27 protein-coding genes and 3 tRNA genes are annotated in these 24,068 nt (G+C 64.4%); 13 read left to right on the top strand and 17 right to left on the bottom strand.

Features of this window, described 5'->3' with window-relative positions; genetic code table 11:
• Window positions 1-15: 15 nt before the first annotated feature.
• Entirely contained in the window at window positions 16-1,311 is a 1,296-nt protein-coding gene (locus ATE67_RS04475) for a thiamine pyrophosphate-dependent enzyme (RefSeq protein ID WP_058815433.1), read from the bottom strand.
• Between the two features lie 93 nt (window positions 1,312-1,404).
• A complete protein-coding gene (gene thyA, locus ATE67_RS04470) occupies window positions 1,405-2,340 on the bottom strand; it encodes a thymidylate synthase (RefSeq protein ID WP_269433428.1) in 936 nt (311 codons plus the stop codon).
• Window positions 2,341-2,464: 124 nt separating this feature from the next.
• On the opposite strand from thyA, the gene ATE67_RS04465 reads away from it, so the two are divergent.
• Both ATE67_RS04465 and ATE67_RS04460 read left to right on the top strand, forming a co-directional pair.
• Window positions 2,465-2,899 carry a JAB domain-containing protein gene (locus ATE67_RS04465; RefSeq protein ID WP_231728046.1) on the top strand — a complete coding sequence of 145 codons (435 nt, stop codon included), beginning with the start codon at window positions 2,465-2,467 and terminating at the stop codon, window positions 2,897-2,899.
• 105 nt (window positions 2,900-3,004) lie between these two features.
• Window positions 3,005-3,081: transfer RNA gene (locus ATE67_RS04460), tRNA-Pro, on the top strand.
• Between the two features lie 167 nt (window positions 3,082-3,248).
• Here ATE67_RS04460 and ATE67_RS04455 read toward each other — a convergent pair.
• Window positions 3,249-4,124: an N-formylglutamate amidohydrolase gene (locus ATE67_RS04455; protein ID WP_082660200.1), complete on the bottom strand. Its 876-nt coding sequence runs from the start codon at window positions 4,122-4,124 to the stop codon at window positions 3,249-3,251.
• Window positions 4,125-4,265: 141 nt separating this feature from the next.
• Here ATE67_RS04455 and cpdR point away from each other — a divergent pair, with 141 nt between their 5' ends.
• A complete protein-coding gene (cpdR, locus tag ATE67_RS04450) occupies window positions 4,266-4,643 on the top strand; it encodes a cell cycle two-component system response regulator CpdR (protein ID WP_058815431.1) in 378 nt (125 codons plus the stop codon).
• Window positions 4,644-4,714: 71 nt separating this feature from the next.
• Window positions 4,715-4,789 (top strand) — tRNA-Val (locus ATE67_RS04445).
• Between the two features lie 43 nt (window positions 4,790-4,832).
• Here ATE67_RS04445 and ATE67_RS04440 read toward each other — a convergent pair.
• Window positions 4,833-5,624: an SDR family oxidoreductase gene (locus tag ATE67_RS04440; protein WP_058815430.1), complete on the bottom strand. Its 792-nt coding sequence runs from the start codon at window positions 5,622-5,624 to the stop codon at window positions 4,833-4,835.
• A 94-nt stretch (window positions 5,625-5,718) separates the two neighbouring features.
• On the opposite strand from ATE67_RS04440, the gene ATE67_RS04435 reads away from it, so the two are divergent.
• The 4 genes from ATE67_RS04435 to ATE67_RS04420 all read left to right on the top strand — a co-directional run bounded on the left by ATE67_RS04435 (window position 5,719) and on the right by ATE67_RS04420 (window position 10,616).
• The gene (locus ATE67_RS04435) at window positions 5,719-6,585 is read left to right on the top strand and encodes an alpha/beta fold hydrolase (protein WP_058815429.1); all 867 of its coding nucleotides are present in this window, start codon (window positions 5,719-5,721) and stop codon (window positions 6,583-6,585) included.
• A gap of 45 nt (window positions 6,586-6,630) precedes the next feature.
• A complete protein-coding gene (locus tag ATE67_RS04430; RefSeq protein ID WP_058815428.1) occupies window positions 6,631-7,359 on the top strand; it encodes an energy transducer TonB in 729 nt (242 codons plus the stop codon).
• A gap of 127 nt (window positions 7,360-7,486) precedes the next feature.
• Entirely contained in the window at window positions 7,487-9,874 is a 2,388-nt protein-coding gene (locus ATE67_RS04425) for a TonB-dependent receptor (RefSeq protein ID WP_058815836.1), read from the top strand.
• A gap of 58 nt (window positions 9,875-9,932) precedes the next feature.
• The gene (locus tag ATE67_RS04420; RefSeq protein ID WP_058815427.1) at window positions 9,933-10,616 is read left to right on the top strand and encodes a Fe2+-dependent dioxygenase; all 684 of its coding nucleotides are present in this window, start codon (window positions 9,933-9,935) and stop codon (window positions 10,614-10,616) included.
• On the opposite strand, the gene ATE67_RS04415 is transcribed toward ATE67_RS04420, so the two are convergent.
• The 5 genes from ATE67_RS04415 to ATE67_RS04395 all read right to left on the bottom strand — a co-directional run bounded on the left by ATE67_RS04415 (window position 10,613) and on the right by ATE67_RS04395 (window position 13,827).
• Window positions 10,613-11,473, bottom strand: a complete 861-nt coding sequence (locus ATE67_RS04415) for an FAD:protein FMN transferase (protein WP_058815426.1) — start codon at window positions 11,471-11,473, stop codon at window positions 10,613-10,615. The two genes, ATE67_RS04420 and ATE67_RS04415, sit on opposite strands and share 4 nt — an antisense overlap.
• A 92-nt stretch (window positions 11,474-11,565) precedes the next feature.
• Window positions 11,566-12,396: a DUF4198 domain-containing protein gene (locus ATE67_RS04410; protein WP_058815425.1), complete on the bottom strand. Its 831-nt coding sequence runs from the start codon at window positions 12,394-12,396 to the stop codon at window positions 11,566-11,568.
• A gap of 20 nt (window positions 12,397-12,416) precedes the next feature.
• Entirely contained in the window at window positions 12,417-12,938 is a 522-nt protein-coding gene (locus ATE67_RS04405; protein WP_058815424.1) for a DUF2271 domain-containing protein, read from the bottom strand.
• A 13-nt stretch (window positions 12,939-12,951) separates the two neighbouring features.
• Window positions 12,952-13,593, bottom strand: coding sequence for a PepSY-associated TM helix domain-containing protein (locus ATE67_RS04400; protein WP_058815423.1), 642 nt, complete (start codon window positions 13,591-13,593; stop codon window positions 12,952-12,954).
• A 141-nt stretch (window positions 13,594-13,734) separates the two neighbouring features.
• Window positions 13,735-13,827 (bottom strand) — tRNA-Ser (locus ATE67_RS04395).
• Between the two features lie 239 nt (window positions 13,828-14,066).
• On the opposite strand from ATE67_RS04395, the gene ATE67_RS04390 reads away from it, so the two are divergent.
• The gene (locus ATE67_RS04390; RefSeq protein ID WP_058815422.1) at window positions 14,067-14,831 is read left to right on the top strand and encodes a DUF1134 domain-containing protein; all 765 of its coding nucleotides are present in this window, start codon (window positions 14,067-14,069) and stop codon (window positions 14,829-14,831) included.
• An 86-nt stretch (window positions 14,832-14,917) separates the two neighbouring features.
• Here ATE67_RS04390 and ATE67_RS04385 read toward each other — a convergent pair whose 3' ends face one another.
• The 4 genes from ATE67_RS04385 to petA are packed head-to-tail and all read right to left on the bottom strand — an operon-like array spanning window position 14,918 to window position 18,191.
• Complete coding sequence (locus tag ATE67_RS04385; protein WP_058815421.1) at window positions 14,918-15,472, bottom strand: adenine phosphoribosyltransferase; 555 nt, start codon at window positions 15,470-15,472, stop codon at window positions 14,918-14,920.
• 26 nt (window positions 15,473-15,498) lie between these two features.
• The gene (locus ATE67_RS04380) at window positions 15,499-16,308 is read right to left on the bottom strand and encodes a cytochrome c1 (RefSeq protein ID WP_058815420.1); all 810 of its coding nucleotides are present in this window, start codon (window positions 16,306-16,308) and stop codon (window positions 15,499-15,501) included.
• 31 nt (window positions 16,309-16,339) lie between these two features.
• Complete coding sequence (locus ATE67_RS04375; RefSeq protein ID WP_058815419.1) at window positions 16,340-17,620, bottom strand: cytochrome b; 1,281 nt, start codon at window positions 17,618-17,620, stop codon at window positions 16,340-16,342.
• A gap of 13 nt (window positions 17,621-17,633) precedes the next feature.
• Window positions 17,634-18,191: a ubiquinol-cytochrome c reductase iron-sulfur subunit gene (gene petA / locus ATE67_RS04370; RefSeq protein ID WP_058815418.1), complete on the bottom strand. Its 558-nt coding sequence runs from the start codon at window positions 18,189-18,191 to the stop codon at window positions 17,634-17,636.
• Window positions 18,192-18,415: 224 nt separating this feature from the next.
• Between petA and ATE67_RS04365 the strand changes: the two genes are divergently transcribed.
• Together ATE67_RS04365 and hemF are read left to right on the top strand one after the other, a co-directional pair.
• Window positions 18,416-18,874 carry a tRNA (cytidine(34)-2'-O)-methyltransferase gene (locus ATE67_RS04365; protein ID WP_058815417.1) on the top strand — a complete coding sequence of 153 codons (459 nt, stop codon included), beginning with the start codon at window positions 18,416-18,418 and terminating at the stop codon, window positions 18,872-18,874.
• The gene (hemF, locus tag ATE67_RS04360; RefSeq protein ID WP_058815416.1) at window positions 18,871-19,731 is read left to right on the top strand and encodes an oxygen-dependent coproporphyrinogen oxidase; all 861 of its coding nucleotides are present in this window, start codon (window positions 18,871-18,873) and stop codon (window positions 19,729-19,731) included. Before ATE67_RS04365 ends, hemF begins: the two co-directional genes overlap by 4 nt.
• A gap of 54 nt (window positions 19,732-19,785) precedes the next feature.
• Here hemF and ATE67_RS04355 read toward each other — a convergent pair whose 3' ends face one another.
• Complete coding sequence (locus ATE67_RS04355; RefSeq protein ID WP_058815415.1) at window positions 19,786-20,661, bottom strand: hypothetical protein; 876 nt, start codon at window positions 20,659-20,661, stop codon at window positions 19,786-19,788.
• Between the two features lie 72 nt (window positions 20,662-20,733).
• The gene (locus ATE67_RS04350; protein WP_058815414.1) at window positions 20,734-21,549 is read right to left on the bottom strand and encodes a hypothetical protein; all 816 of its coding nucleotides are present in this window, start codon (window positions 21,547-21,549) and stop codon (window positions 20,734-20,736) included.
• Between the two features lie 122 nt (window positions 21,550-21,671).
• On the opposite strand from ATE67_RS04350, the gene lipB reads away from it, so the two are divergent.
• Both lipB and ATE67_RS04340 read left to right on the top strand, forming a co-directional pair.
• On the top strand, window positions 21,672-22,325 hold the full coding sequence (lipB, locus tag ATE67_RS04345; protein WP_058815413.1) for a lipoyl(octanoyl) transferase LipB: 654 nt from the start codon (window positions 21,672-21,674) through the stop codon (window positions 22,323-22,325).
• Between the two features lie 9 nt (window positions 22,326-22,334).
• Window positions 22,335-22,670 (top strand): hypothetical protein, encoded by a 336-nt coding sequence (locus ATE67_RS04340; RefSeq protein ID WP_058815412.1) that lies wholly within the window; start codon window positions 22,335-22,337, stop codon window positions 22,668-22,670.
• Between the two features lies 1 nt (window position 22,671).
• Here the strand turns inward: ATE67_RS04340 and queE are convergent, their stop codons facing one another.
• Window positions 22,672-23,304, bottom strand: a complete 633-nt coding sequence (gene queE / locus ATE67_RS04335; protein ID WP_058815411.1) for a 7-carboxy-7-deazaguanine synthase — start codon at window positions 23,302-23,304, stop codon at window positions 22,672-22,674.
• Entirely contained in the window at window positions 23,301-23,984 is a 684-nt protein-coding gene (gene queC, locus ATE67_RS04330) for a 7-cyano-7-deazaguanine synthase QueC (RefSeq protein ID WP_058815410.1), read from the bottom strand. The genes queE and queC overlap by 4 nt, the downstream gene beginning before the upstream one ends.
• Window positions 23,985-24,068: the final 84 nt, after the last annotated feature.

Here is a 24,068-nt window from a genome sequence, read left to right as displayed (position 1 = left end):
TGGTATCGGAGCTCATCATTCGGGCTTCCAGTTCGGGCCGAACTTGGCCTCTTGCTCGGCGAGCATCTGCGCGCATTGTTCCTTGAGATGCCAGGGCATCTCCTCGAACACATCCTGGAACATCGTTTCGAACGGCTGGTGCATGCCATGCCCAAGAATTCCGAGCTTTTCCGACTGTTTCTGCGTCGTCTTCACCAGCTCGTCGAGCTCCTTTGCCAGCACCTGATGCTGCTCGTCGTCCCACTCGCCAAGCACTTCCAGATGCTGTTTGAGACGCGCAATCGGGTCGCCGAAGGGCCAGACCGTCGGCTCGTCCGACGGGCGATAGGCGCTCGGATCGTCGGACGTGCTGTGGCCTTCGCTGCGATAGGTGAAATGCTCGATCAGCGTCGGACCGCTGTTGGTCCGCGCGCGGTCCGCGGCCCATTGCGTCGCAGCATAAACCGCGAGCGGGTCGTTGCCGTCGATCCGGAGACCCGCGATGCCGTACCCCACTGCACGGGCAGCAAATGTCGTGCGCTCGCCGCCCGCAAAGCCCGAGAAGCTCGAAATCGCCCACTGGTTATTCACGACGTTGAAGATGACCGGGGCGTTATAGACGGTCGCGAAGGTCAGCGCCGAATGGAAGTCGCCCTCAGCCGATGAGCCCTCGCCACACCAGACGGTTGCGATGCGCGTGTCGCCCTTCGACGCCGAAGCCATCGCCCAGCCCACCGCCTGTGGATATTGGGTCGCGAGATTGCCCGACACGCTGAAGAAGCCATGCTCGGGCGCCGAATACATGATCGGCAACTGGCGGCCGAGCAGATGGTCGCCTCGGTTCGAATAGATCTGGTTCATCATCTGGATCAGCGGATAGTCGCGCGCGATCAGGATGCCCTGCTGGCGATAGCTGGGGAAGCACATGTCGCCGCGATCGAGCGCCATCGTCGACGCGACCGACGTCGCCTCCTCGCCGGTGCACTTCATATAGAAGCTGGTCTTGCCCTGCCGCTGCGCGCGAAACATGCGGTCGTCGAAGGCGCGGACGAGCATCATGTAGCGGAGCATCGTGCGAAGCCGTTCGGCGCTGAGCTTCGGGTCCCAAGGTCCCTTCGCCACGCCGTCGAAATCGAGCACCCGGACGAGGCCGTAGCAAAGCTCGCGCATCGCGTCGGGTTTGGTCGTTTCGCTGGGCCGCGGGGTGGCATCGACGGACGGAACCTCGATATTGCCGAAATCGGGCGTGTCGCCCGGGCGATAACGCGGTTCGGGAATATGAAGCGACAACGGCGGCAGATTGCTCGCCGGTCGGCTATCCGACTCAGGCATATCTTCTTCCCTCTGAGCGCGAATCGCGCGCCTAGTTATATTTCAACTTGGCGACATTTTATTACGGTCGCCATACGAATGCAACGGCGGCGATCAGACCGCCACAGGCGCCGAAATATGCGCTTGCGGAACGTAAGCATCGACCGAGAAATCCTCGAACTTATAGTCGAAAATGCTGGGTGGCCGGCGAAGGATGCGAAGTTTCGGCGCCCCCTCGGGAATGCGCTGGAGTTGCTGTTCCACCAGTTCTGCGTGATTCAGATACAGATGCACGTCGCCGCCCGTCCACACCACCTCGTGCGCGTGGAGGCCCGTCTGATCGGCGACCATCCGCGTGAGCAGCGCCGCTTCGAAGATGTTGAAGGCAAAGCCGAGCCCGAGATCGCACGAACGCTGAAACAACAGGCACGACAGCCCGCCGTCGCTGCGGACGTGAAACTGATAGGTCATGTGGCACGGCGGCAGCGCCATGCGGTCGAGATCGGCGACGTTCCAGCCGGTGAAGATATGGCGGCGCGAGCCGGGGTTGTTCTTCAGCGAATCGATCAGCGCCGCAATCTGGTTGTGCCCCTGCTCTGCCCGGCGAAACAGATCGTCGCCGACGGGTTCGTAGCGTGGCCAGTTGACCCACTGATGCCCGTACACGGGACCAAGATCCCCCCACTGTGCCGCAAACGCCTCGTCGGCGATGATCCGCGCCTCGAAATCCTCAGCGCTGATATTCTCGCCCGTCGCGCGGCGATATTTGTCGAGCGGCCAGTCCGTCCAGATCTTCACGCCCTGCGCCACCAGCGACCGGATATTTGTATCGCCGGTGAGGAACCACAGCATCTCGCGCAGCGCCGTTTTCCAATAGACGCGCTTGGTCGTCAGCAACGGGATCGCATCGTCCCGCAGCGAAAAGCGCATCGTCTCGCCGAACAAGGAGCGCGTGCCTACGCCGGTACGATCGACGCGCTCGTCGCCCTCGACCCAGATACGTCGCATCAGATCGAGATATTGCAGTTCATAATGGATGGAATCGGGCAAGACTCGCTCCTCGCTGGGACATTCTTTGCTAGGCCGCGCGGCCGGGCGCGACAAGGGGCGGGCGGCAAGGGTCCGATACGGCGCAGTCCCCGCTTTCGCTATATGCGCGGCAGGCGCATCACCCATGACAATGCCTCTGTCCCAGCCCATAGCCACCCTGCCGCAATCCGCTGTAGCCGCAGGCTTCGTGTCGCGCGAGGGCGAGGCGGCGCTTGCGCGCCAATTGCTTCGCCCGCTTTTCCCAAGCGACCATGAGATCATGCTGCTTGCCGGCTTCGACGCTTATGAACGCCTCGTCGGATTCGAATGCGCAGAGGGTGACGCCACCGGACGCTGCGTCATCACGCCGCAATGCTGGAACCGTCTGCTCCGCCGCCATGTCGCGACCATCATCATGGCGCACAACCATCCCTCGGGAATCGCGAAGCCGAGCGAGGCCGACCTCGCGTGTACGCGCGAAGCAGGCCAGTTCCTCCGCCTCATCGGCATCGATCTCTCGGACCATCTGATATTCGTCGAAAGCGGACATTTCAGCTTCCGCAATGCCCAGTTGATCTAGCCCGAACAATCGTCAGGGCTATGCCGATTGGCGCTTGATGTTCGCAAAATGGACGTCTAGAGGACCGCCCTGCCTTCGCGCCGGCCCGCCGGCGCAAAGATCGGTCGGGGAGTAGCTCAGCCTGGTAGAGCACTGTCTTCGGGAGGCAGGGGCCGGAGGTTCGAATCCTCTCTCCCCGACCAGTTTCTTTTGCAATCATCAGCCCTTGTATCCTGGACGCGGAACACCTAAATTGGTGTCACGCCGCCATGGTTTTCCCCCTTTCCATCGCGGTGAGTGCCCCGTCGTATGACGCGGGCGCGTCCTCCCTGGACCCTGGCCACCTCGTACTTCGGTACGGGGTGGTTTTTTATTCGGCTGCGAGCAAAACCATATCGTCGCCGGGCCGTAGCGCCGCCGCTCGGCGTACAAGTGCGGCGAACCAGCCGTTCAGCCTTTCCAGCCGCTGGGCATCGGGTGCGCGGTCTACACTTAGATAAAGCGCGCGGTCGATTTCGATCTGGATCGCGTGAATCGCCTCGCCAGGACGTCCGTGGGTGCGAACGATATGCCCTCCGGCATAGGGCTGGTTTCGCGACACGGGCTCGCCGAGCCGCTCCGCCGCATCCATCGCCATGTCGACGAGCCACTCGCCCGCCGTGCCTCCGTATCGGTCGCCGACGACGATCCGCGCACCGTGACCCGGCTGGGCCGGCGGGATCGAGGGCATGCTGTGCAGGTCAATGAGGATCGCATGGCCGAAGCGATCGCGCGCCGCCGCCAGTTCCGCGGCAAGCGCCCAATGATAGGGGCGGTGCAGCGATTCGAGCCGCCAATGCATCGCCGCCGCGTCGAGCGGCCGCTTCCACAATGGACCGCAGTCGGACAGCCGCGTCGGGATCACGCCGAGTCCGGCACGTTCCTTGCGCCCGGGCGCCGAAAATTGCGCGCGCATCGCGGGCGCGACTTCGCCGGGAGCCATTTGACCCTCGCCGCGATTGCAGTCGGAGACCGCGCGCGCCCACAGCGCCTGCACCACCGTTGCCCCCGCATCGACCGCTCCCGCGGCGATCAGGTCGCACCAGCCATCCTCCAACCGTTCAAGGTCTGCACGACCCACGCGCGCCGCCGCCAGTATTTCGGGCGGATAGATACGCCCGGCGTGCGGCACGGACACGACGACGGGGCCGCGCGTCGCGGGCCGGTTGACAGCGATGGCGGCTGACGGGATGCTGTGGGGAGCCATGGCGTCAGCGTGGCAAAAAAACGAACCCGAATCCAGCCGCGCGGGAATTTGTTAAATCTCTGATGCTATATGGCGGCTTTACCATATAAGAGCGGCGCCGCCGGAACCGGCGCAGCGAGGGACCAAGGGGCGTATTTCAGCATGATTCGCATTTTGCTCGCGGAAGACGACGACGTGATGCGCGAGTATCTGGCGCGGGCGCTGACCAGCGCCGGCTATCATGTGACCGCGGTCGACCGCGGCACGGCGGCGGTCCCCTATATCGATTCGGGAACCTTCGACCTGCTGCTTTCCGACATCGTGATGCCCGAGATGGACGGAATCGAGCTCGCCCAACATACAGCCAAAGCTGCGCCGCAGACGCAGGTGATGTTCATCACCGGCTTTGCCGCCGTGTCGCTGCGTGCCGAGGAAAATGTCCCGCAGGCCAAGCTGCTGTCGAAGCCGTTCCATCTCAAGGATCTTGTCCGCGAGGTCGATACCATGTTCGGGCGCGCCGACCGGTCGAGCCAACAATAACGACGCATCTTCGCGCGAAGGGCTTGCCAAGCCGCGCGGAGCGGATTAGGGGGCGCGTCACCCCAAGGGATGGGCGTGTAGCTCAGTGGTAGAGCACTGTGTTGACATCGCAGGGGTCGCAAGTTCAATCCTTGCCACGCCCACCATTAAAAACGCCGCCGACCCAGTGGGTTGGCGGCGTTTTTGCGTTCAGGCCATCCCCCGCGCGAGGTCGCCGCGCGAAGCGTCGCCGATCTGGCTGCCGCCGTCGCAATCGAGGATTGTCCCGGTAATGTAAGCGGCGGCCGGCGAGCAAAGAAAAACCGCCGATTCGGCGACCTCCTCGATCTTGCCCCAGCGCTTCATTGCGATGCGGTCATAGTGGGCCTGCCGGGTCTCGGCGTCGGGCGCGAGGCGCTTCATGCCTTCGGTATCGGCGATCGGACCCGGTGAGATGCCATTTACCCGCACTTCGGGCCCCCATTCGAGCGCGAGCACCCGGATCAGCTGGTTGATCCCCGCTTTCGCCGCGCAGGCGTGCGCCTGCAGCGCGGAGGCGTTGATCGCCTGCCCCGCCGTGACCGCGATCAGCGACGCGCCGGGGCGATTGAGCAGGTCATGGCAACCGCGAAAGACGTTGAAGGTGCCGTTGAGATCGATGTCGACCACGGTGCGAAAGGCGTTGGCCGACATGCCGAGCACCGGCGCCAAAAAATTGCCCGCGGCGCCCGAGATCACGATGTCCATCGGCCCCAGTCTGTCGGCGACCGTCTCCATCACACCACGAATCGCGGCATAGTCGCGGACGTCGCCCGACAGGCCCAACGCACTCGAGCCGATCTCCGCGGCGGCGCGCTGGGCTTTCTCCGGATCGCGTCCCGCGACCGCGACTTTCGCGCCGAGCTCGGCAAAGCGTTTCGCGATCCCCAAGTTGATGCCGCTAGTGCCGCCTGCGACAAAGGCCGTCTTTCCCGCGAGCAGATTGTCCCGAAACGTCGTCATGCGCCTTCGTCCTTTCCCATGATGGCCGCGACCGGGCTTGACGGATGCCATTCGGTCGCCTTTTGAAACCCGATCAGACAGCAAGGACAGAATAATGGCAAGCGGCCCCACCTCGCACAGCTTCATCTCGCAGCGGTTGAAGCTCCACTATGCCGATTGGGGCAATGAAGGCGCACCGCCGCTTTTGCTAGTCCATGGCGGGCGCGATCATTGCCGCAGCTGGGACTGGGTCGCGGAGAAACTGGCCGACCGCTATCACGTCATTGCGCCCGACCTGCGGGGTCACGGCGATAGCGCCTGGGCGCCCGACGGCAATTACGAGATGGGCGCGTTCGTCTATGATCTGGCGCAGCTGATCCACCAGCTCGACCTGGCGCCGGTGACGATCGTCGCGCATTCGATGGGCGGCAACATCTCGCTGCGTTACACCGGCCTTTATCCGGAGAATGTGAAAGCGCTCGTCGCGATCGAGGGTCTCGGGCCTTCGCCGAAGGTTCTGACTCAGCGGGCCGAAACGCCCTTCGCCGAGCGCTTCCGCAAATGGATCGACGACAAGCGGCAGGCGGCGGGGCGCCAACCGAAGCGCTATGCCACGCTCGACGATGCGCTGGCGCGCATGGCCGCGGAGAACAGCTATCTCACGCCGGAACAGGCGCGACACCTGACGATCCACGGCATCAACCGTAACGAAGACGGCAGCTGGAGCTGGAAGTTCGACAATTATCTGAACGTCTGGCCGACGGTCGACCTGCCGCAAGAGGATATCGAGGCGCTTTGGCGCGCGATCACCTGTCCGACGCTGTTGCTCTATGGCGCGAATAGTTGGGCTTCGAACCCCGAAGAGGACGGCCGGGCGGTCCATTTCAATACCGCAAAGATCATCGAGTTCGAAAACGCGGGCCACTGGCTGCACCACGATCAGTTCGACCGGTTCATGTCCACGTTAGAGGATTTCCTTTAAACTGGCGAACGAAGCGCGTGACACGCGCGCGCCGGGGACGAACGCATGGTTTATTCGGGGCAATTGTCGACGCGCGAGCGTGGTTTGGCGGGCTCGGCCGCTGCGTTCGCCGCACTCGGGGTCGGGCTTGGCCTCGTCAACGGACTCGACCTGAGGGTCGTCCGCAGCGTTAGCGAGGCGATCGAAGCGATCGCCCTGCCCGCTCCGCCGCCGCCGCAAGAGAAGCCCGCACCCAAGGAAAGAGCAGATGAGCAGGCCAGCGGAAAGGCGTCGGCCGCGAACAAGCACGCCAAGGCGTCGCCCGTCGCGGCCCCAAAGCCCAAAATTCCGCCGCCGAAACCGCTGCCCCTGCCCGCCGCACCGAAACCCGGACTAGGAAGCGACGCCTCGGCCGGCGCGACGCCGACCTTGGGCCCCGGATCGGGAGCGGGAGGACGCGGCGACGGCACGGGGGCCGGCGGGGCCGGAAACGGAACCGGCGGCGGCACGAAGGCCGTCTGGCGGAGCGGCGCGATCCGGGACCGCGACTACCCTCGCGACGCCAGCCGTGCCCGGATCGGGGGCGAGGTCGAGGTGCGCTTCAGGATCGAAGCCACAGGGCGCGTGTCCGGATGCCGCGTATCGCGGTCCAGCGGCGATGCCTCGCTCGATGCCACGACATGCCGGCTGATCGAGGAGCGCTTCCGTTTCAAGCCCGCCACCGACGCGGCAGGGCGGCCAGTCCCCAGCCAATATGGCTGGCGCCAGAATTGGTGGCTCGAACGGCGCAACTGAACGCCGCGGCGCCACATTCGACATCGCCATAATTTGCGACAATATCGCGAACGATTATCAATATCTGTTGACTCTGCGAACGACTCTCAATAGCGGCACGGGCAACCAAACCAAAAAGGGGTTACTCGTGAAAACTTCGTCCACCTCGTTCCTCGCGCTCTCTTGCGTCGGCAGCCTGATCAGCGCCCCGGCGCTCGCCGCCGAAACCGACGCAGCGCAAGATGCGCCCGGCAGCCGCAGCGACATCGTCGTTACCGGCACGCTCGCGACCGAGGTGGAATCGCCCAAATCGACCGCGCCGATCGTCGATACGCCGCAGACGATCACGGTGATCTCGCAAGAGCAGCTTCGTCAGCAGAATCTCCTCACCCTGCGCGACGCGCTGACGACCATTCCCGGCATCACCTTCGGCGCGGGCGAAGGCGGCGGCGGTTATGGCGACTCGATCAATCTGCGCGGCTATTCGGCGAACAACGACCTCACCCTCGACGGGATCCGCGACAGCGCCCAATACAGCCGCACCGACCCCTTCAACCTGCAGCAGATCGAGGTCTACAACGGCGCGAACTCGGTCTTCAACGGATCGGGCAGCGTCGGCGGGACGATCAACCTGGTCAGCAAGATCCCCTTCGGCCGCGACGCCAGCACGGTGCAGGCCGCGGTAGGCACCGACAATTATTACCGTGCCTCGGTCGACAGCAACTGGCGCGTGAGCGACCTGATCGCGGTGCGCCTCAACGCCATGTACCACGAGAATGACGTACCGGGCCGCGACGTCGAATCCTACCGGCGCTGGGGCATCGCGCCGTCGATCACGATCGGCGTCGAAAGCGACACCAGCCTGACCCTCGCCTATATTCATCAGGACGACGACAATACGCCGATCTATGGCGTTCCCTTCTTCCTGAGCACGGTCAACAACGGCCCGCTGCCCGGCGTCGACGACAGCGACTATTTCGGCATCGTGAATCTCGACGAGCAGAAGACCAAGGTCGACCGCCTCACCGCGACCTTCCGCCATGCGTTCAGCGAGAATGTGTCGATCCGCAACCTGACCCGCTGGCAGCGCGTCGGCGCGTATAGCCAGACGAGCGCGCCGCAGGGCACCTTCTGCCTGGCGAACGGTCTCCAGCCGGTGGGATCGGGGCCGAACTCGACGGTCGGCATCGCCTGCCCGGCGGGTCTCGCGCCCGGCCAGTATCTGCCATCGGGTCCGCGCGGGCTGGTCCGCGATCAGGTCAACGACCTGATCCACAATCAGACCGACCTGACCGTCACCATGGGTGAGGCCGGGGGCACGCGGAATACGCTGGTCGTCGGCGCATCGTTCAGCCGCGAGGATTATGAGATCACGACCGCGTCGCTGGCGCGCAACCCCAACGGATCGGCCGTCACCCTGCCGCCAATCAGCTTGTTCAACCCCGACACCACTTATACCGGCCCGATCAATCTGACCGTCACCGCGCGGTCCAAGGGCTACAGCCACAACAAGGCCATCTATGCGTTCGACACGCTCGAACTGGGAAGCATGTTCGAGCTGAATGCGGGTGTCCGTTACGAAAGCAACCGCGCGCGCTTCCGCAACATCCCGCTGCTCGTGGTCCCGCCGGGCACGACGGCGCTGACGCCCGCGCAGCAGGCGCCGCAGATCAGCGACGAGAACCTCTTCTCCTACCGTTTCGGCGCGGTGTTCCACCCGATCGAGAATGTCAGCCTCTATGCCGCCTATGGCAATGCCAAGACGCCGTCGTCGGCGACCGTGCGCCTCGGCTGCGGCGTGATCCCGGCCGCCGGTGCGGCCGACCCGTGCGCCGTCGCGCCCGAGAAGGCACGCACCTATGAGGTCGGTGCAAAGGCCGAGCTTCTCGGCAAGAAGCTGCTGCTGACCGCAGCGCTGTTCCGCAACGAACGCAGCAATTTCCGCACACCCTCGAATGATCCGGCGCAGCCCAATTCGCTGCAGGTTCTCGACGGCGAATCGCGCGTCGACGGCGTCGCGCTGGGCATCACCGGCAATGTGACGCCCGAATGGGCGATTTTCGCCAACTACACCTATCTCGACAGCGAAGTGCGGCAGAGCGTCTCGGACTTCTGTCTTCGCACGCCGGGCGCAACCGGCTGCGGAAACAGCGCCGCGATCGTCGATCCGCAGGCGGGCGACCGGCTGATCCAGACCCCGAAGCATTCGGGCAGCCTCTTCACCACCTACGCCTTTCCGTTCGGACTTCAGGTCGGCTACGGCCTGACCTATCAGGGCAAGTTCGCGACGAACCAGCGCAATCTGCTGCAGCGCACCCAGTTCATCGTCGACGACTATCTGATCCACCGCGCCTTCGTGTCGTACGATTTCAAGAACGGCCTGGTGGCGCAGCTCAACGTGACCAACTTCACGAACGAGGATTATTACACCGGCGTCCGCAACAATGTGAACGCGACGACGGGCGCCGTCAGCGGCGGCTGGGCGACCCCCGGCGACTCGCGTTCGGCGGTGTTCAGCCTGTTCTACAACTTCTGATCCGAAGCGGCGGGCGCGGCGATTGCCGTTCCCGCCCTTTTCAGCCTAGAAGCGGCCCATGATCCGCATCATCCCCGACGTGCTCGACGCCGCAGGCGTCGCCAAGCTCCGCGCTATCCTCGACGCCGCCGACTGGATCGACGGCAACGAGACCTCCGGACCGCAGGCGGCGATGGCCAAGCGCAACCAGCAGCTTCCCGAATTCGGTGAAGCGGCGGCCGACGCCGGGCGCATCGTGCTGGATGCGCTCGGCCGCACGCCGCTGTTCATTGCGGCCGCGCTGCCGCTCAAAATCTACCCCCCCTTTTTCAACCGCTATTCGGGCGGCGACACATTCGGCGATCATATCGACAACGCGATCCGGATGCGCCGCGGCAGCGATTTCCGAATGCGCGCCGATCTTTCGGCAACGCTCTTCCTTGCCGACCCCGACAGCTATGACGGCGGCGGCCTTGTCGTCGAGGGCTTTACGGAAGCGCCGGGACTCAAGCTGCCCGCCGGCCATATGCTGCTCTACCCCTCGACCACCGTGCATCGGGTCGAGCCGGTGACCGCGGGGACGCGGGTGGCGAGCTTCATGTGGATCCAGTCGATGGTGCGCGATCAGGGGCAGCGCAATCTGCTCTTCGACCTCGACATGGGCGTCCAAGGGGCCGCGATGGCGCTAGGTCAGGGCGACGCGACCGTCGTGCGCCTGACGGGCGTCTATCACAATCTGCTGCGCCGCTGGGCCGACAGCTAATCCAGCATCGCGCGCCATTCGCGCGACAAATATTCGCGATTCCCCGCGATCAGGCATGCGGCCAAGCCCTGCGCGTCGGCAACCGCCATCGCCTGTTCCGCGCCGAGGACGGTCAGCGCCGTAGCCCATCCGTCGGCCATCATGCACCGGCGATGCAGCACCGTCGCCGACGATACACCGTGCGCGATCGGGCGCGCCGTGCGCGGGTCGAAGCTGTGCGAATAATGTTTGCCGTCGATCGTGACGCGCCGCCGGTAATTGCCCGACGTCGCGATCGACAAATCGTGCAGCGCGACGCGATAGGGGGCAACCGACGAGCTGGGCGGCATTTCGACGTCGACCCACCAGGGCTGGCCGTCGGGCTGGACGCCCTCGCCGCGCAGTTCGCCGCCGACCTCGATCAGGAAATGCCGGACGCCAGACGCAAGCAGCATGTCCGCGGCAAGGTCGACGCCATAGCCTTTGGCGATACCCGAGAGGTCGAGCGCGGCCCCTTCGCTGCGGCGAATGCGCGGCGGATCGGGTGAGAATTCGATAGTTCGACCCGCCCGATCCCCGCATTCAACCGGGGCGCCAGCCGGCGAAGCGCCAAAACCCCAACGTTCGGTGATCGCCCCAAGCGCCGGGTCGAACGCCCCGCCGCTCGCCTGCGCGATGTCGAGCGCTGCGGCCACGACATCGGCGAACTCGGTCGGAATGGCACGCCACTCGCCCGCCGGCGCGCGATTGAAACGCGAGAGGTCGGAATCCGCCTCCCACTGGCTCATCTGCGCGACGACGCGGTCGAGCGCCGCTTCTACGCAGGCCGGCGCCTCTGCCGGCGGCGATACCGCCTGCAGCGACCAGCTCGTCCCCATGCTTTCGCCGGCGAAGCGCCGGATGGCGCCTGCGCCGTCCCGTGCCGCGAATGCAGCAGGAGTCAGCGCGCGGGGGATCAGGATGCGATCGGTCAGGGCGCCAGCACTTCCAGCGTCGTGACATAGCTCGCGCGGCGCGCGATCGGCGGCGGCGCGCCTTCCTCGCCACCACCCGGCTGCGGCGTCGTGACGTTCACCCAATATAGTCCGGGCTCGGGCCATGTCACCTCGACCTTGCCGTCGGCGCCGGTCTTCAGGTCCATCTGACCGAGCTGGTCGCGGTAACGGATGCCCCCCGGAATGATCGTGACGGGCAGGTCGGCGGCGGGCTTGCCGTCTAGCAGGAATTGAAAGGTCGCCGCTTCGCCCGCGACCAGATCGTTCGGGTGCGTGACAGGAACCAGCTCGATCCCCTTGCCGGTCGGCTTGAACAGGGTGGTCGTCGGCTCACCGACCGTTACGAACAGCTCGTTGCGATTGTTCGCTTCGGCCGTCTTCACATTGGTCGCACCGGCGGGAATGCGTTCGGCCAGATTGGCGGCGGTCGTACCGCGCGGCAAGCGCTCGGTCTTGCCGTTCAGATCATAGCTACCCATCAGCGCGTCGGCGATCGAGGCGATGCGATAGGTGCCCTGCTGCGTCAGATGAACGTCGAAGGTGCTGCGATAGCGACCGGTCGCCTTGTTCTCGATCGGCACTTCGGTGCCGTCGGGCGCCCACGCCTTCATTCCGTCTAGACGCAGCGGCTGATGCTCGAAATAGAAGAGGTCGTTCGACACCGCGGCGTCGACCGTCACCCAGACATCATCGCCCGAAAGGACGGTCGACGACGGCATCATCCACTGACGATGCGCGCTCGCCGGCGATACGGCGAGGACCGAGAGCGCGGCAACAGCCGCGAAACCCAAAAATCGCTTCTTCATCTTCCTGCCCTTTCTGGCCGTTAGCGGAAGGAAACCGAAACGGCCCCCAGCTCAGTCTTGCCCGCGGCGCGCCCGCCCGCACCCGCCTTCGCCGGCCAGGTGAAGGGAATGCGCAGCAATTCGCGGCCGCCCACCTCGCGCGCCGCCTCGATGACAAGTACATAGTCGCCCGGCGCGGTGGCGCCGAGTTGCGCGCGGGTGAACGAGATTTTCTGTGGGCCCGGCGCACGCGTCGCGCCGGTGATGCCATTCGCCGGGAATTTCAGCGAGCGGCCCGAGGCGCGCCACCATTGCCGCACGTCGCGCAGCCACTTGGTGCCCTCATTGGCCTTCATGTCATGGTCGTACCAGACAGCAACGGTCTTGGCGGGCGCGCCGGCCTTCTCGACCCAGATCGCCACATAGGGCTTGTGATATTCGGCGACTTTCAGCTGCGGAATGGTGACGGTGACGTCCATCGTGGCAGGCGCCGCCAGTGCAGCCGGCACTGCGGCGAACACGCCGGTGCCGACAGACAGCAGGACGCGATAAGGCATGGACATGGCGGCGGTCTCCCTAGTGGATGAAGATGATGGCGATGGCGGCGGGAATGGCGAGCCCGGCGCCGACGAGCGGCCAAGTACTCCTGCGCTTGGCCGCGTGCAGCCAGAGCAGCACCAGGCCGGTGGCCGCAAAGACGAGGCAGGCGAAGGCAAAGACGTCGATGAACAGGCTCCATTCGCCGCCCGAGTTGCGACCCTTGTGAAGGTCGTTCAGATAGGAGATCCAGCCGCGATCGGTGATTTCGCTCGTCACCTCGCCGCTGGCGCGGTCGATCGCGATCCAGCCGTCGCCGCCGGGACGCGGCGCAGGCAGATAGACTTCGTCCGCCGACCATTCGGCCGCGCCCGAGGCCTTGACGGGGAAATTCTCCTCGACCCACGTCGCGACGGGTTTCGGCAAGGCGCCCTTCCCGCCGGATGGACCAGCGTCGAGCTGGCCAAGCACCGCGCCCGGCATTTGCGCGGCCTTTTCGGTGACGACGGGCGACCCTTCGATGTCGGCGGCATGATTGAGCGTGAAGCCGGTGATCGCGAACAGCAGCAGCCCGATCAGGCTGATCGCCGAGCTCATCCAGTGCCACATGTGCAGCTGCTTCAGCCAGAAGGCCTTGCGGCTCTTTTTCGTCGCCGGTCGCTTTGTGTGGGGTGCGTGCATAGGGAGAGCGTCAATCTTAAAGGATTGCTCGCCATTATCGAGAACGATTCGCAATTACAATAAAAAAGGCAGCATTTGTGACACATTGCGCCAGCGGGCCGCGGCGTCGGTCGTGGCAGATTTACAGTCGAAGGAAGAAGGTGGCGGAGACGGAGGGATTCGAACCCTCGGTACCGGATTTACCAGTACGACGGTTTAGCAAACCGTTGGTTTCAGCCACTCACCCACGTCTCCGCATGGTCTACCGCGCTAACGGCAGGCTGGCCTAGGCGGGTCGCTATAGCCATGCGTTTCGCACCCCGCAACGCCAAACATTGTCCTTTTTTGATGTTCGATTGCGCGGCTTGCAGCAAAAATGATTCGGTCTGGCGCAAAATCGACTCAAGTCATCGCCCATTCATTGCCTGCGATTCACCATAGGAGTCATGATCAACCCGCGCGGCGCACCTTGCGCCCGCCGATTTGGGGGAATTATGCGTAAGACGCTCACCACTTTCGCCGTGACGGCTTTGGCGTCGTTCGGCCTGATGCTGTCGCCGGTCGCTGCGAGCGCGCAAATGACGTCGGTCGATCCCAACACCGCCATCGATGCCGATCTCGACAATCCGCGTGCCGAGACGCCGCCTCCCCCGCCAACCTACAGCGACCCGTCGCTCGACAGCGATCTCGCGACCGGCGACCAGCAATATGCGACAACCCCCGATACGGGCACGACCACCGCGCCCGAAACGGCCGCGACAGCCGCGCCTGCCGGCTCGACCTACAAGAAGGACGATCTGATCGGCGCCGCGGAAGGCGTTTTCGGCAAGGGCGCCCAGGGCCTTGCCGGACTGATCGAGGATATCCTCAAGAAGCAGGGCGAGCCCAACGCTTACATCGTCGGACGCGAAGCGGGCGGTGCGCTGGTGCTCGGCGTCCGCTATGGCTCGGGAACGCTCTTCCACAAGATCGAGGGTGAGATGCCGGCCTATTGGACCGGGCCGTCGGTCGGCTTCGACGCGGGCGCCAATGCCGCCAACACCTTCGTGCTCGTCTATAACCTCTTCGACAGCAACGATCTCTACAAGCGCTATCCGGCGGGCGAGGGCGCGGCCTATCTGGTCGGCGGCTTCAACGCCTCCTACCTGCGCCGCGGCGATGTCGTGCTGATCCCGATCCGTGTCGGCGTCGGTGCGCGGCTGGGCGCGAACGTCGGCTATATGAAGTTCCGCAAGAAGCAGAACTGGGTCCCCTTCTAAGGCCCGGCGGATAAAAGGGGCGAACGGCCCGCGTCTTCGGGCGCGGGCTTTTTCTTTGCGCGTTCTTTGGCGGTTGCCTTGAAGACCTAATCGCCGTCGAAGGCGATCAGCGTCTCGCAAACCAGACCCGCCGCCGCGAGCCGCTGCGAGCCGCCGAGGTCGGGCAAATCGATGACGAACAGCGCTGCAGCCACTTCGGCGCCGACATTACGCATCAACTGCGCAGCGGCGAGAATCGTGCCGCCCGTCGCCAACAGATCGTCGACGAGCACGACGCGGTGGCCCGTGGTCACCGCGCCTTCGTGCAGTTCGAGGCGGTCGACGCCATATTCGAGTTCATAGTCGACGCCGATGGTGACGCCGGGCAGCTTGCCGGCCTTGCGCACGGGGACCAGCCCGACGCCCATCGCGGTCGCCATCGCCGCGCCGAACAGGAAGCCGCGCGCTTCGACAGCGACGATATAATCGGGGTGATGCGCCGCGGCGCGTTCGGCGAGCCGGCGCACGCTTTCCGAAAAGCCCCCGGCATCGCCGATCAGCGTCGTGATGTCGCGAAACTGGATGCCCGGCTTGGGAAAGTCCGGGATGGTGCGGACGAGCGACGCAAGGTCGAGATCCGGTCGAGGCGGGAGGGCGATCATCCAGGCAATCGCCCTCCCCTACAGCCTCAATGCTTCTTGTCGGCCCAGATGTTCCGGTACGACAGATAGGTCAGGCCGGTGAAGATCAGCAGGAACAGGAACACCGCCCAGCCCACCTGCACGCGCTTCACCAGCTTCGGCTCGGCGGTCCACACCAGGAAGGCCGTGACGTCGGCGGACATCTGCTTGACCGTCGAAGGCTTGCCGTCGGCAAAGGTCACCTGACCATCCTTGAGCGGCGGCGCCATCGCGAGGTTGAGGTTCGCGAAATAGGGGTTGTAGTGAAGCCCCGTCCCCGGCTGCAGCTCCTTCGGCAGGTTGGCTGGCGGATTCTGGAAGCCGGTCAGCAACGAATAGACATAGTCCTTGCCGCCTTCGCGCGCCTTGGTGATCAGCGACAGATCGGGCGGCAGCGCATTGTTGTTTGCCGCACGCGCCGCGACTTCGTTCGCATAGGGCGACGGGAAATAGTCGGAAGGCAGGCCGTCGCGCGTCGCCGGTTCACCCGTATCGGGGTTGATTGACGGCACCTGGAAGCCCTTCGCGAAGGTCTTGATCTGCCCCTCGGTATAGCCGAGGTCCGCAATGTCGCGGAAGGCGACGAGGTGCAGGCTGTGACAGGCCGAGCAGACCTCCTTGTACACCTGCATCCCGCGCTGCAGCTGGGCCTTGTCCCAGTGCGGAAACAGGCCGTCGCTGGCGAGCTTCAGGTGACGCGGATGCTTGTGAAACGAATGGGCGACATTCTCTTCATTGCTGAGCGGCGTCGTGAGGATCGCGAGCACCAGCGCAGTAATGAAACCGAGGCCGACGAGAAAACCGAGCGGGCGAACCATGGCTGTATCAGCTCCTATTAAAGTCCGGCGCTCAGGCCGTGGCGTCCGACGGTTTGTCGGCATGCTTGGCGAGAACCGCCTCGGTGATCGAGTTTGGCAGCGGCAGCGGACGTTCGATCCGCGACACGATCGGCAGGATCACCAGGAAGTGAGCGAAGTAATAGATCGCCCCCAGCTGGCTGAGGATCACCCAAGGCTGCTCCGCAGGCTGCATGCCGCACCACCCCAGCAGGAACACGTCGGCGACGAGAATCCAGAAGAAGATGCGGTACAGCGGGCGATAGCTCGACGACTTCACCGGCGAACTGTCGAGCCATGGCAGGAAGAACAGCAGCGCGATCGATGCGAACATCGCGATGACGCCCCACAGCTTCGCGTCGATCCACAGGAAGTTGAAGGTGAAGGCCTTGAGAATCGCGTAGAAGGGCAGGAAATACCATTCGGGCACGATATGCGCCGGCGTCGAAAGCGCGTTCGCCGGGATATAGTTGTCAGCGTGACCGAGCGTGTTCGGGCTGAAGAAAGTCAGCGCCACGAATACAAGCAGGAAGACGCCAAGCCCGAACCCGTCCTTCGCGGTGTAATAGGGGTGGAACGGGACGGTGTCCTGTTCGTCCTTCACCTCGATGCCGGTGGGGTTGTTCGATCCCGGAATGTGCAGCGCCCAGATGTGCAGGATGATGACACCCGCGATCACGAACGGCAGCAGATAGTGCAGCGAGAAGAAGCGGTTGAGCGTGGCGTTGTCGGGAACGAAGCCGCCGAGCAGCCATTCGCGCACCGGCTCGCCGACGATCGGGATTGCCGAGAAGAAACCGGTGATCACCTGCGCGCCCCAGAAGCTCATCTGGCCCCACGGCAGGACGTAGCCCATGAAGGCGGTCGCCATCATCAACAGGAAGATCACGACGCCGAGCAGCCACACCATCTCGCGCGGCGCCTTGTACGACCCGTAATAGAGGCCGCGGAAGATGTGCAGATAGACGACGATGAAGAACATGCTCGCGCCGTTCATATGCGCGTAGCGGATGAACCAGCCGGCGTTCACGTCGCGCATGATATGCTCGACCGAATTGAAGGCGACACCCGCATTCGCCGCATAATGCATCGCCAGCACGATGCCGGTGATGATCTGGATGACGAGCGCGGCGCCCGCCAGGACGCCGAAGTTCCAGAAATAATTGAGGTTGCGCGGAACCGGATAGCCGGCGCCGATGGCATTATAGACGAGACGCGGCAGCGGCAGCTTCTCGTCGAAATATTTCATCAGCGGATGCTGCGGCTCGTAGTTCTTGGCCCAGGGAAAGCTCATCTTATCTCGCTCCTCAGCCGATCGTCACGACGGTGTCGCTGTTGAATTCATAGGGCGGCACGACCAGGTTCTTGGGCGCCGGACCCTTGCGGATGCGCGCCGCGGTGTCGTAGTGCGAACCGTGGCACGGACAGAAATAGCCGCCAAAATCACCCTTGTTCTCGCCTTCGGCCGCGCCGAGCGGCACGCAGCCCAGATGGGTGCAGACGCCGAGCGTGATCAGCCAGTTTTCCTTGCCGGGCTTGGTGCGCTGGTCGATCGTTTCGGGATCGCGCAGGTCGCCGAGCGGAACGGCCTTGGCCTCGGCGATTTCCTTGGCGACGAGGTTGCGGATGAAGACCGGCTGCTTGCGCCAGCTGGTCTTGATCGCCTGGCCCGGCTGGATCGCCGAAATGTCGATCTCGGTGGTCGACAGCGCGAGGACGTCGGCCGACGGGTTCATCTGGTTGACCAGCGGGAGGACCACCGCGGCCGCACCGACACCGGCAAAACTCACTGCTGCGATGTTGATGAAGTCCCGGCGCCGCACGCCATCTTCGATGCCGGCGGTAGTATCGGTTTCACTGGCCATTCGACTGCCCTTGCATGGGTGAATTGACAATAGTTCTCGAAGGAGTGACCCGCCCCGATTGCGCGCACGAATAGTGGCGCAGCCCGGCGGCCCCTCCGGGAATTGCGGGCCTGATAGCCGCACTGTCCGGGCTTGCCAACAGGCAATTTCCGCTTCCTTCGCCCGGCTGTAGCATGCCCGCCAAGCCTCTCGATTCTCCGCCACATCCTCTTTATGGCGAGCGCATGGAAATCGCCCTGTTTCAACCCGACATCGCGGGGAACGTCGGCACGATCCTGCGCACCGCCGCCTGCTTCGGCGCGCCGGCGCACATCATCGAGCCCTGCGGTTTCCCGTTCGGCGATGCGGCGCTGAAGCGCGCGGGAATGGACTATGCGGTACGCGCCAATGTGCGCCGTCATCCGGGCTGGGACGCCTTCCGGCAATGGTCGCAGATCGGCGGTCAGCGGATCGTGCTGCTGACGACCGCGGCCGCGACGCCCCTGCCCGCCTTCGATTTTGATCGGGACGATGTGCTGCTCTTCGGGTCGGAGAGCGCCGGTGTGCCGCACCACGTCCACGAGACCGTCGCCGCGCGGGTCGCGATTCCGATGCAGCCCGGCTTTCGATCCTTGAATGTCGCGGTCGCGGCTGGCATCGCGCTCGCCGAAGCGCTCCGCCAAACGAAAGGCTTTCCCGCATGATCCCGCTCGACCCGCAGCAGCAAGCCGCACGCAGCTGGTTCGAATCGCTCCGCGACCGCATCTGCGCCGCGTTCGAGGCCATCGAACGCGAAGCGGGAAGCGATGCCGCCTTTGCCTATACAGCATGGGACCGCGAGGCCGAGGGCATTGCGCCGGGCGAAGGCGGCGGCGGCGTCCGGGGCGTCATGACGGGCCAAGTCTTCGAAAAGGTCGGCGTCAACGTCTCGACCGTCGGCGGCGAGTTCGCGCCCGAGTTCGCAAAATCGATCCACGGCGCGGGCGACGACCCCAGCTTTTTCGCCACCGGCATCAGCCTGGTCGCGCATATGGCGAACCCGCACGTCCCCGCGGTGCACATGAACACGCGCCTGCTGGTGACAAGCAAACGCTGGTTCGGCGGCGGCGCCGATCTCAACCCGCCGATCCCCTATCAGGAGGACACCGACGCCTTTCATGCGCGCTTTCGAGCCGCCTGCGCGCCTTATGGTCCCGACGTCTATGAACGCTATGCGAAATGGGCCGAGGATTATTTCTACATACCGCACCGCGGCGTCCATCGCGGCGTCGGCGGCATCTTCTACGACCATCTCGAATGCGGCGACGATGCCGAGTTCGACCGCAATTTCCGGTTCACGCAGGCGGTTGGCGAGGCCTTTCTCGATATCTTCCCGCAGCTCGTCCGCCGGCGCATGGCCCTGCCCTTCACCGAAGCCGAGCGCGAACAGCAGCTGATCTGGCGTGGCCGCTATGCCGAATTCAACCTGGTCTACGACCGCGGCACGCTCTTCGGGCTAAAGACCGGCGGCAACATCGACGCCATCCTGATGAGCCTGCCGCCGCTGGCCAAGTGGAGCTGACAGGAAAAGGGCGCCCCGTCCCCGGAGCGCCCTCTTTGTTTCAGGATCGCGCGATTAGGCGAAGACGTCGCCCGAAGCGCGCGGCGCGATGGCGCGATAGATGCCCACCGGGATCGCGAACGACAGCAGCAGCTGCGGCACATAGACCACCAGCGCCGCGACGATCAGCGAGATAACAGCGCCGACTGCCGAACCGCCCGAGGCCATCCCGCCCAGGATGCCGCCGAGGATCATGCCGACGACAAAACCATATAGGAGCGAGAGGATCACGATCAGAATGTAGAAGCCGACAATCGACCATTGCGACGCCGCGGTGATCCGCCACGATTCGGTAATACCCGTCAATGGGTTGCGCGTCAGCCGGTCGGCCATCACGGGCCCGGCGACCGACAGGCGGCCAAAGAGCCACGCGAAGAAGACCAGAACGGCGATGTAGAACAGGATCACCACGGCGACCGCGCCGCCGCCCAAGGCGCCCGACTGCAGCGCGCTCGGCGAAAAGCCGCCCGCCCCGGCAAAAGCTGCGCCAAAGATCAGCACGAGCACGAACATGATGATCATGATGACGATATAGGCTGCAATAAAAACGACCAGCATGCCAAAGGCGAACGCTGGTCCGGCCTGTAGGGCCCAGCCGAAATTCGGCGCTTCCCCAGGGTGAAGCCCGCCGCGCCAGATCAGCATGCTGACGGCGTAGAGCAGGATGGCAGCGAAAAGCGCGAACAGGAATATACTGCCGATACCGCTCATCACGGCTGACGGGTCCCCGGCGGACATCGCCATTGCCGTGAACGTCGATCCGAGCAACAAATAGCCGAGCAGCCCCAGCACGACGACCGCGCCCACGGTCCATCCCAGCATTTGCGTCCAATTGGCCTTCAGAAACGCGAACGTCTCCGAAAAGGCCGCACCGATGCTCATCTTGCTCATGTCCCTTCCCCCTTTTGTAAAGCGTGCAGTCTTTCCTCTTCGTTCAATCTGCTGGTTGCGACCCCATGGCCATCAGTTGAAAACGTCAGTGCCGCCGCGAACCGCGAGTTGGCGATAGGTCGCCGCCGTGATCGCCAGCGATACAAGGCTGCCCAAGGCGCCGATCCCCGCCTCGATCAGGCCCGACAATATCCGCCCCGTCCCCTCGGTGTTGCCGAAAACGGCATAAGCGGCGCCGCCGAGCAGCAGCGCGGCGATGAAGATCACCACGAACACCAGGAAGATGAACAGAAATATGCGCCAGCCATTGTCGCGCGTCAGTGCCCAGCTTTCCTTGAGCGCGGCGATGGGATTATGGAGCGTGCGATCGGCGATGACCGGTGAAGTCGTCGAGAAGCGTGCCCACAAATAAGCGCAAAGACCGATGAAAAACAGCAAGCCGATCACCACCAGCAGCACCCCGAACGCGCCACCCACCGCTGCGCCCGGTACGATCAGCACCAACGCCATCAATGCGATCGCCAAAGCCATGAGGATCTGGACCGCGATCACGGTGGGCACCATCTTCAACGCAAAGCCGAGCGCATCGCCGACGCTGGTGCCGGTCCGGGCGAGCCACAAACGAAGAATGCCGATACCGCCGATGGCGCCGACAAGACTGACCAGCAACTGATAAGGCAGCGATTGCCGCGCGGATTCGCGGAAGGCCGTCATGACCTGTTCGAAAGTGGCCGTACTCGTCGGCTCGATCGGCGTCGGGCCGAACCAAGCGACCGCCAGGGCCGGCAGGAACAGGAAAACCGCCGCGATCGTGCCCGTCAGCGCTATGTGCGATTTGAGCAGTACGACGCTGTCTTCCCAGGCCGCACCCATGTCGAATTTTGCCATTGATACCCCGTTGTTTTCCCGGCGCGGCGAACCTGACCTTGTTCGATCACAAAGTCCAGCCTTGTTACCCCGCGACCGGCGCTCTTGCGCCGAAGCGTTGAAGCGGGCAGGAAGCCGCCGAAATGCCCGCTCTCCCCGCGCCCGAATGGAAATCCTCGCCCGGCCTGACCGATTATGAGGCAGCGCTGTCCGATATGGAAGCGCGCGCAGCCGCGATCCATGCGGGTGAAGCTGACGAGCGCATCTGGCTGCTCGAGCATCCGCCGCTTTATACGGCAGGGACGAGCGCCGATCCCGCCGAACTGCTCGACCCACGTTTCCCGGTTTTCGATGCGGGGCGCGGCGGGCGCTATACCTATCACGGCCCGGGCCAGCGCCTCGGCTATGTCCAGCTCGACCTTTCGAAGCGCGGCCGCGACGTGCGCGCTTATGTTTCCGCGCTCGAAGGCTGGGTGATCGACGCGCTCGCCGTCCTCGGCGTCGAGGCGCGCCGCGCCGACGGACGCATCGGCATCTGGACCGACGACCAGAGCGGCCGGGAGGCCAAGATCGGCGCCATCGGCGTGCGCGTGAAGCGCTGGGTAACGCTTCACGGCTTTTCGCTGAATGTGAATCCCGACCTGATGCATTTCACCGGAATCGTACCCTGCGGCATTGCCGAGTTTCCTGTCACGAGCCTTGCCGCGCTGGGCAATCCAGCGGGCTTCGCCGATGTCGACAAGGCGCTGGCCCAGACGCTCCCCGCCTTTCTCGACAAGCTTTCGCCAAGCGATTAGGAACGACCCATGACGCGGACATTCCTCATCGCCCTGCCCCTCCTTGTCCTGACAGCCTGCGGCAACGAACCTTCGGGAAAATCGACGACCAAGCTTGATTCGGTCGAGGTGCAGCCGGGTACGATCAGCGATTCGATGATCATCCTCGACGATTCTGCGGGCGACGGTACAGCGGTCGACAACAGCGTTCCGGACGATGGCACCAAGAAGGAAGCCACGAAGTCCGAAGAAAATGCCGATGCGGCCGACGAAGGTGCAGCGGCCGACGATATGAAGGCGGTCGAGTCCGCGCCACCGCTGACTGCGAAAATCTCGACCGACACGCCCGCCAAGAAAGGCGAGTGATCTAGCGCAGCCCGAGGCTTTTGTGCGTCTGCAGCGACAGGCGCCAGCGCGGATCGGCCATCACCAGATCGATGCATGCCTGCACATTCGCGGCCGCGTTCGGATCGTCGAGCGGCTGGATCAGACGATGCGCAAAGTCGAGTTCGGCGAGCGCCTCGACATCGCTGCCCGGTTGCGGCCAGACGAGCTTGAGTTCGTCACCGCTCTTCTGAATCAACGCGCTGCCTGCCTTCGGGCTGATGCAGATCCAGTCGATGCTGCGCGGCACGACTTGCGTGCCGTTGCTTTCGATCGCGATGGTGAAGCCTTCGGCATGGAGCGCGTCGATCAGCGCCTCGTCCACCTGCAGCATCGGCTCGCCGCCGGTCAGCACGACATAGCGGTCGTCGGCGCCCGAGCCCCAGCTCTCGGCGATCGTCGCCGCCAATGCTTCAGCCGTCCTGTATTTTTCACCAAGCGTCCCGTCGGTGCCGACGAAATCGGTGTCGCAGAATTTGCAGATTGCCTGCGCGCGGTCCTGCTCGCGGCCCGTCCATAGGTTGCAGCCGGCAAATCGGCAGAACACCGCGCGGCGGCCCGCCTGCGCGCCCTCGCCTTGCAGCGTGAGGAAAATCTCTTTGACCGCGTAGCTCATGCGTAGTGCGTCGGATCGGGCAGTCCCGCGTCGACAAAGCCCTTGCTGCGCAGACGGCAGCTGTCGCAGGAGCCGCAATGCAGTCCTTCAGGCGTCGGATCGTAGCAGGACCAGCTCATCCCGGCATCGAGGCCGAGGCGCGCAGCTTCGGCGGCGATGTCGGCCTTGGTCATATGTTGCAGCGGCGCGTGGATATGGAAATCGACACCCTTGTCCCCGTCGCGCGTTGCCAGCGCAGCCAAATTCTCGAAGCCCTGGATGAATTCGGGGCGGCAGTCGGGATAGCCCGAATAGTCGAGCGCGTTCACCCCGATCACAATGTCCCGCGCCTGCCGCGCCTCGGCGAGGCCGAGCGTCAACGACAGGAAGATCAGGTTGCGCGCGGGCACATAGGTGACGGGAATGTCGGGCCCGACGCCGTCCTTCGGCACGTCGATGTCGTCGGTCAGCGCCGACCCGCCGAAGCGGCGAAGGTCGAGCGGCAGGACGATATGTTCGCCCGCGCCGATCGTGGCGGCGATCCGCGCCGCGGACTCCAGTTCCACCCGGTGGCGCTGGTTATAGTCGATCGTCAGCGCGACGATCCGCGCGCCGGCCTCACGCGCCAGCCCGGCACAAACCATCGAGTCGAGCCCGCCCGACAGGAGGACGATCACCGTTTTTCCGGAAACTTGCTGCATCGGCGCCAGATAGGCCCGTGCCGCCGGGCGCGCAAGTGCTGCACCGCACCAAAGAAAACGGGCCGCGCGGCGTTGGCTGCACGG

Origin of the sequence: Sphingopyxis sp. H050 (assembly GCF_001468265.1) — a bacterium.
GTDB lineage: Bacteria > Pseudomonadota > Alphaproteobacteria > Sphingomonadales > Sphingomonadaceae > Sphingopyxis.
The sequence above is the reverse complement of the archived record's forward strand: the minus strand, read 5'-3'. Positions and strand labels throughout refer to the sequence as shown.

Excerpts from the sequence above, each read along its gene's own strand:
- queE (WP_058815411.1), bottom strand. The coding sequence starts at position 23,304 with ATGAGCTACGCGGTCAAAGAGATTTTCCTCACGCTGCAAGGCGAGGGC.
- cpdR (WP_058815431.1), top strand. The coding sequence starts at position 4,266 with ATGATTCGCATTTTGCTCGCGGAAGACGACGACGTGATGCGCGAGTAT.
- ATE67_RS04350 (WP_058815414.1), bottom strand. The coding sequence starts at position 21,549 with ATGGCAAAATTCGACATGGGTGCGGCCTGGGAAGACAGCGTCGTACTG.
- ATE67_RS04475 (WP_058815433.1), bottom strand. The coding sequence starts at position 1,311 with ATGCCTGAGTCGGATAGCCGACCGGCGAGCAATCTGCCGCCGTTGTCG.
- ATE67_RS04440 (WP_058815430.1), bottom strand. The coding sequence starts at position 5,624 with ATGACGACGTTTCGGGACAATCTGCTCGCGGGAAAGACGGCCTTTGTC.
- ATE67_RS04405 (WP_058815424.1), bottom strand. The coding sequence starts at position 12,938 with ATGTCCATGCCTTATCGCGTCCTGCTGTCTGTCGGCACCGGCGTGTTC.
- ATE67_RS04365 (WP_058815417.1), top strand. The coding sequence starts at position 18,416 with ATGGAAATCGCCCTGTTTCAACCCGACATCGCGGGGAACGTCGGCACG.
- lipB (WP_058815413.1), top strand. The coding sequence starts at position 21,672 with ATGCCCGCTCTCCCCGCGCCCGAATGGAAATCCTCGCCCGGCCTGACC.
- ATE67_RS04375 (WP_058815419.1), bottom strand. The coding sequence starts at position 17,620 with ATGAGCTTTCCCTGGGCCAAGAACTACGAGCCGCAGCATCCGCTGATG.
- queC (WP_058815410.1), bottom strand. The coding sequence starts at position 23,984 with ATGCAGCAAGTTTCCGGAAAAACGGTGATCGTCCTCCTGTCGGGCGGG.
- petA (WP_058815418.1), bottom strand. The coding sequence starts at position 18,191 with ATGGCCAGTGAAACCGATACTACCGCCGGCATCGAAGATGGCGTGCGG.
- ATE67_RS04355 (WP_058815415.1), bottom strand. The coding sequence starts at position 20,661 with ATGAGCAAGATGAGCATCGGTGCGGCCTTTTCGGAGACGTTCGCGTTT.
- ATE67_RS04410 (WP_058815425.1), bottom strand. The coding sequence starts at position 12,396 with ATGAAGAAGCGATTTTTGGGTTTCGCGGCTGTTGCCGCGCTCTCGGTC.
- ATE67_RS04385 (WP_058815421.1), bottom strand. The coding sequence starts at position 15,472 with ATGATCGCCCTCCCGCCTCGACCGGATCTCGACCTTGCGTCGCTCGTC.
- ATE67_RS04380 (WP_058815420.1), bottom strand. The coding sequence starts at position 16,308 with ATGGTTCGCCCGCTCGGTTTTCTCGTCGGCCTCGGTTTCATTACTGCG.
- ATE67_RS04435 (WP_058815429.1), top strand. The coding sequence starts at position 5,719 with ATGGCAAGCGGCCCCACCTCGCACAGCTTCATCTCGCAGCGGTTGAAG.
- hemF (WP_058815416.1), top strand. The coding sequence starts at position 18,871 with ATGATCCCGCTCGACCCGCAGCAGCAAGCCGCACGCAGCTGGTTCGAA.
- ATE67_RS04400 (WP_058815423.1), bottom strand. The coding sequence starts at position 13,593 with ATGCACGCACCCCACACAAAGCGACCGGCGACGAAAAAGAGCCGCAAG.
- ATE67_RS04340 (WP_058815412.1), top strand. The coding sequence starts at position 22,335 with ATGACGCGGACATTCCTCATCGCCCTGCCCCTCCTTGTCCTGACAGCC.
- ATE67_RS04455 (WP_082660200.1), bottom strand. The coding sequence starts at position 4,124 with ATGGCTCCCCACAGCATCCCGTCAGCCGCCATCGCTGTCAACCGGCCC.
- ATE67_RS04430 (WP_058815428.1), top strand. The coding sequence starts at position 6,631 with ATGGTTTATTCGGGGCAATTGTCGACGCGCGAGCGTGGTTTGGCGGGC.
- ATE67_RS04420 (WP_058815427.1), top strand. The coding sequence starts at position 9,933 with ATGATCCGCATCATCCCCGACGTGCTCGACGCCGCAGGCGTCGCCAAG.
- ATE67_RS04465 (WP_231728046.1), top strand. The coding sequence starts at position 2,465 with ATGACAATGCCTCTGTCCCAGCCCATAGCCACCCTGCCGCAATCCGCT.
- ATE67_RS04390 (WP_058815422.1), top strand. The coding sequence starts at position 14,067 with ATGCGTAAGACGCTCACCACTTTCGCCGTGACGGCTTTGGCGTCGTTC.
- ATE67_RS04415 (WP_058815426.1), bottom strand. The coding sequence starts at position 11,473 with ATGGGGACGAGCTGGTCGCTGCAGGCGGTATCGCCGCCGGCAGAGGCG.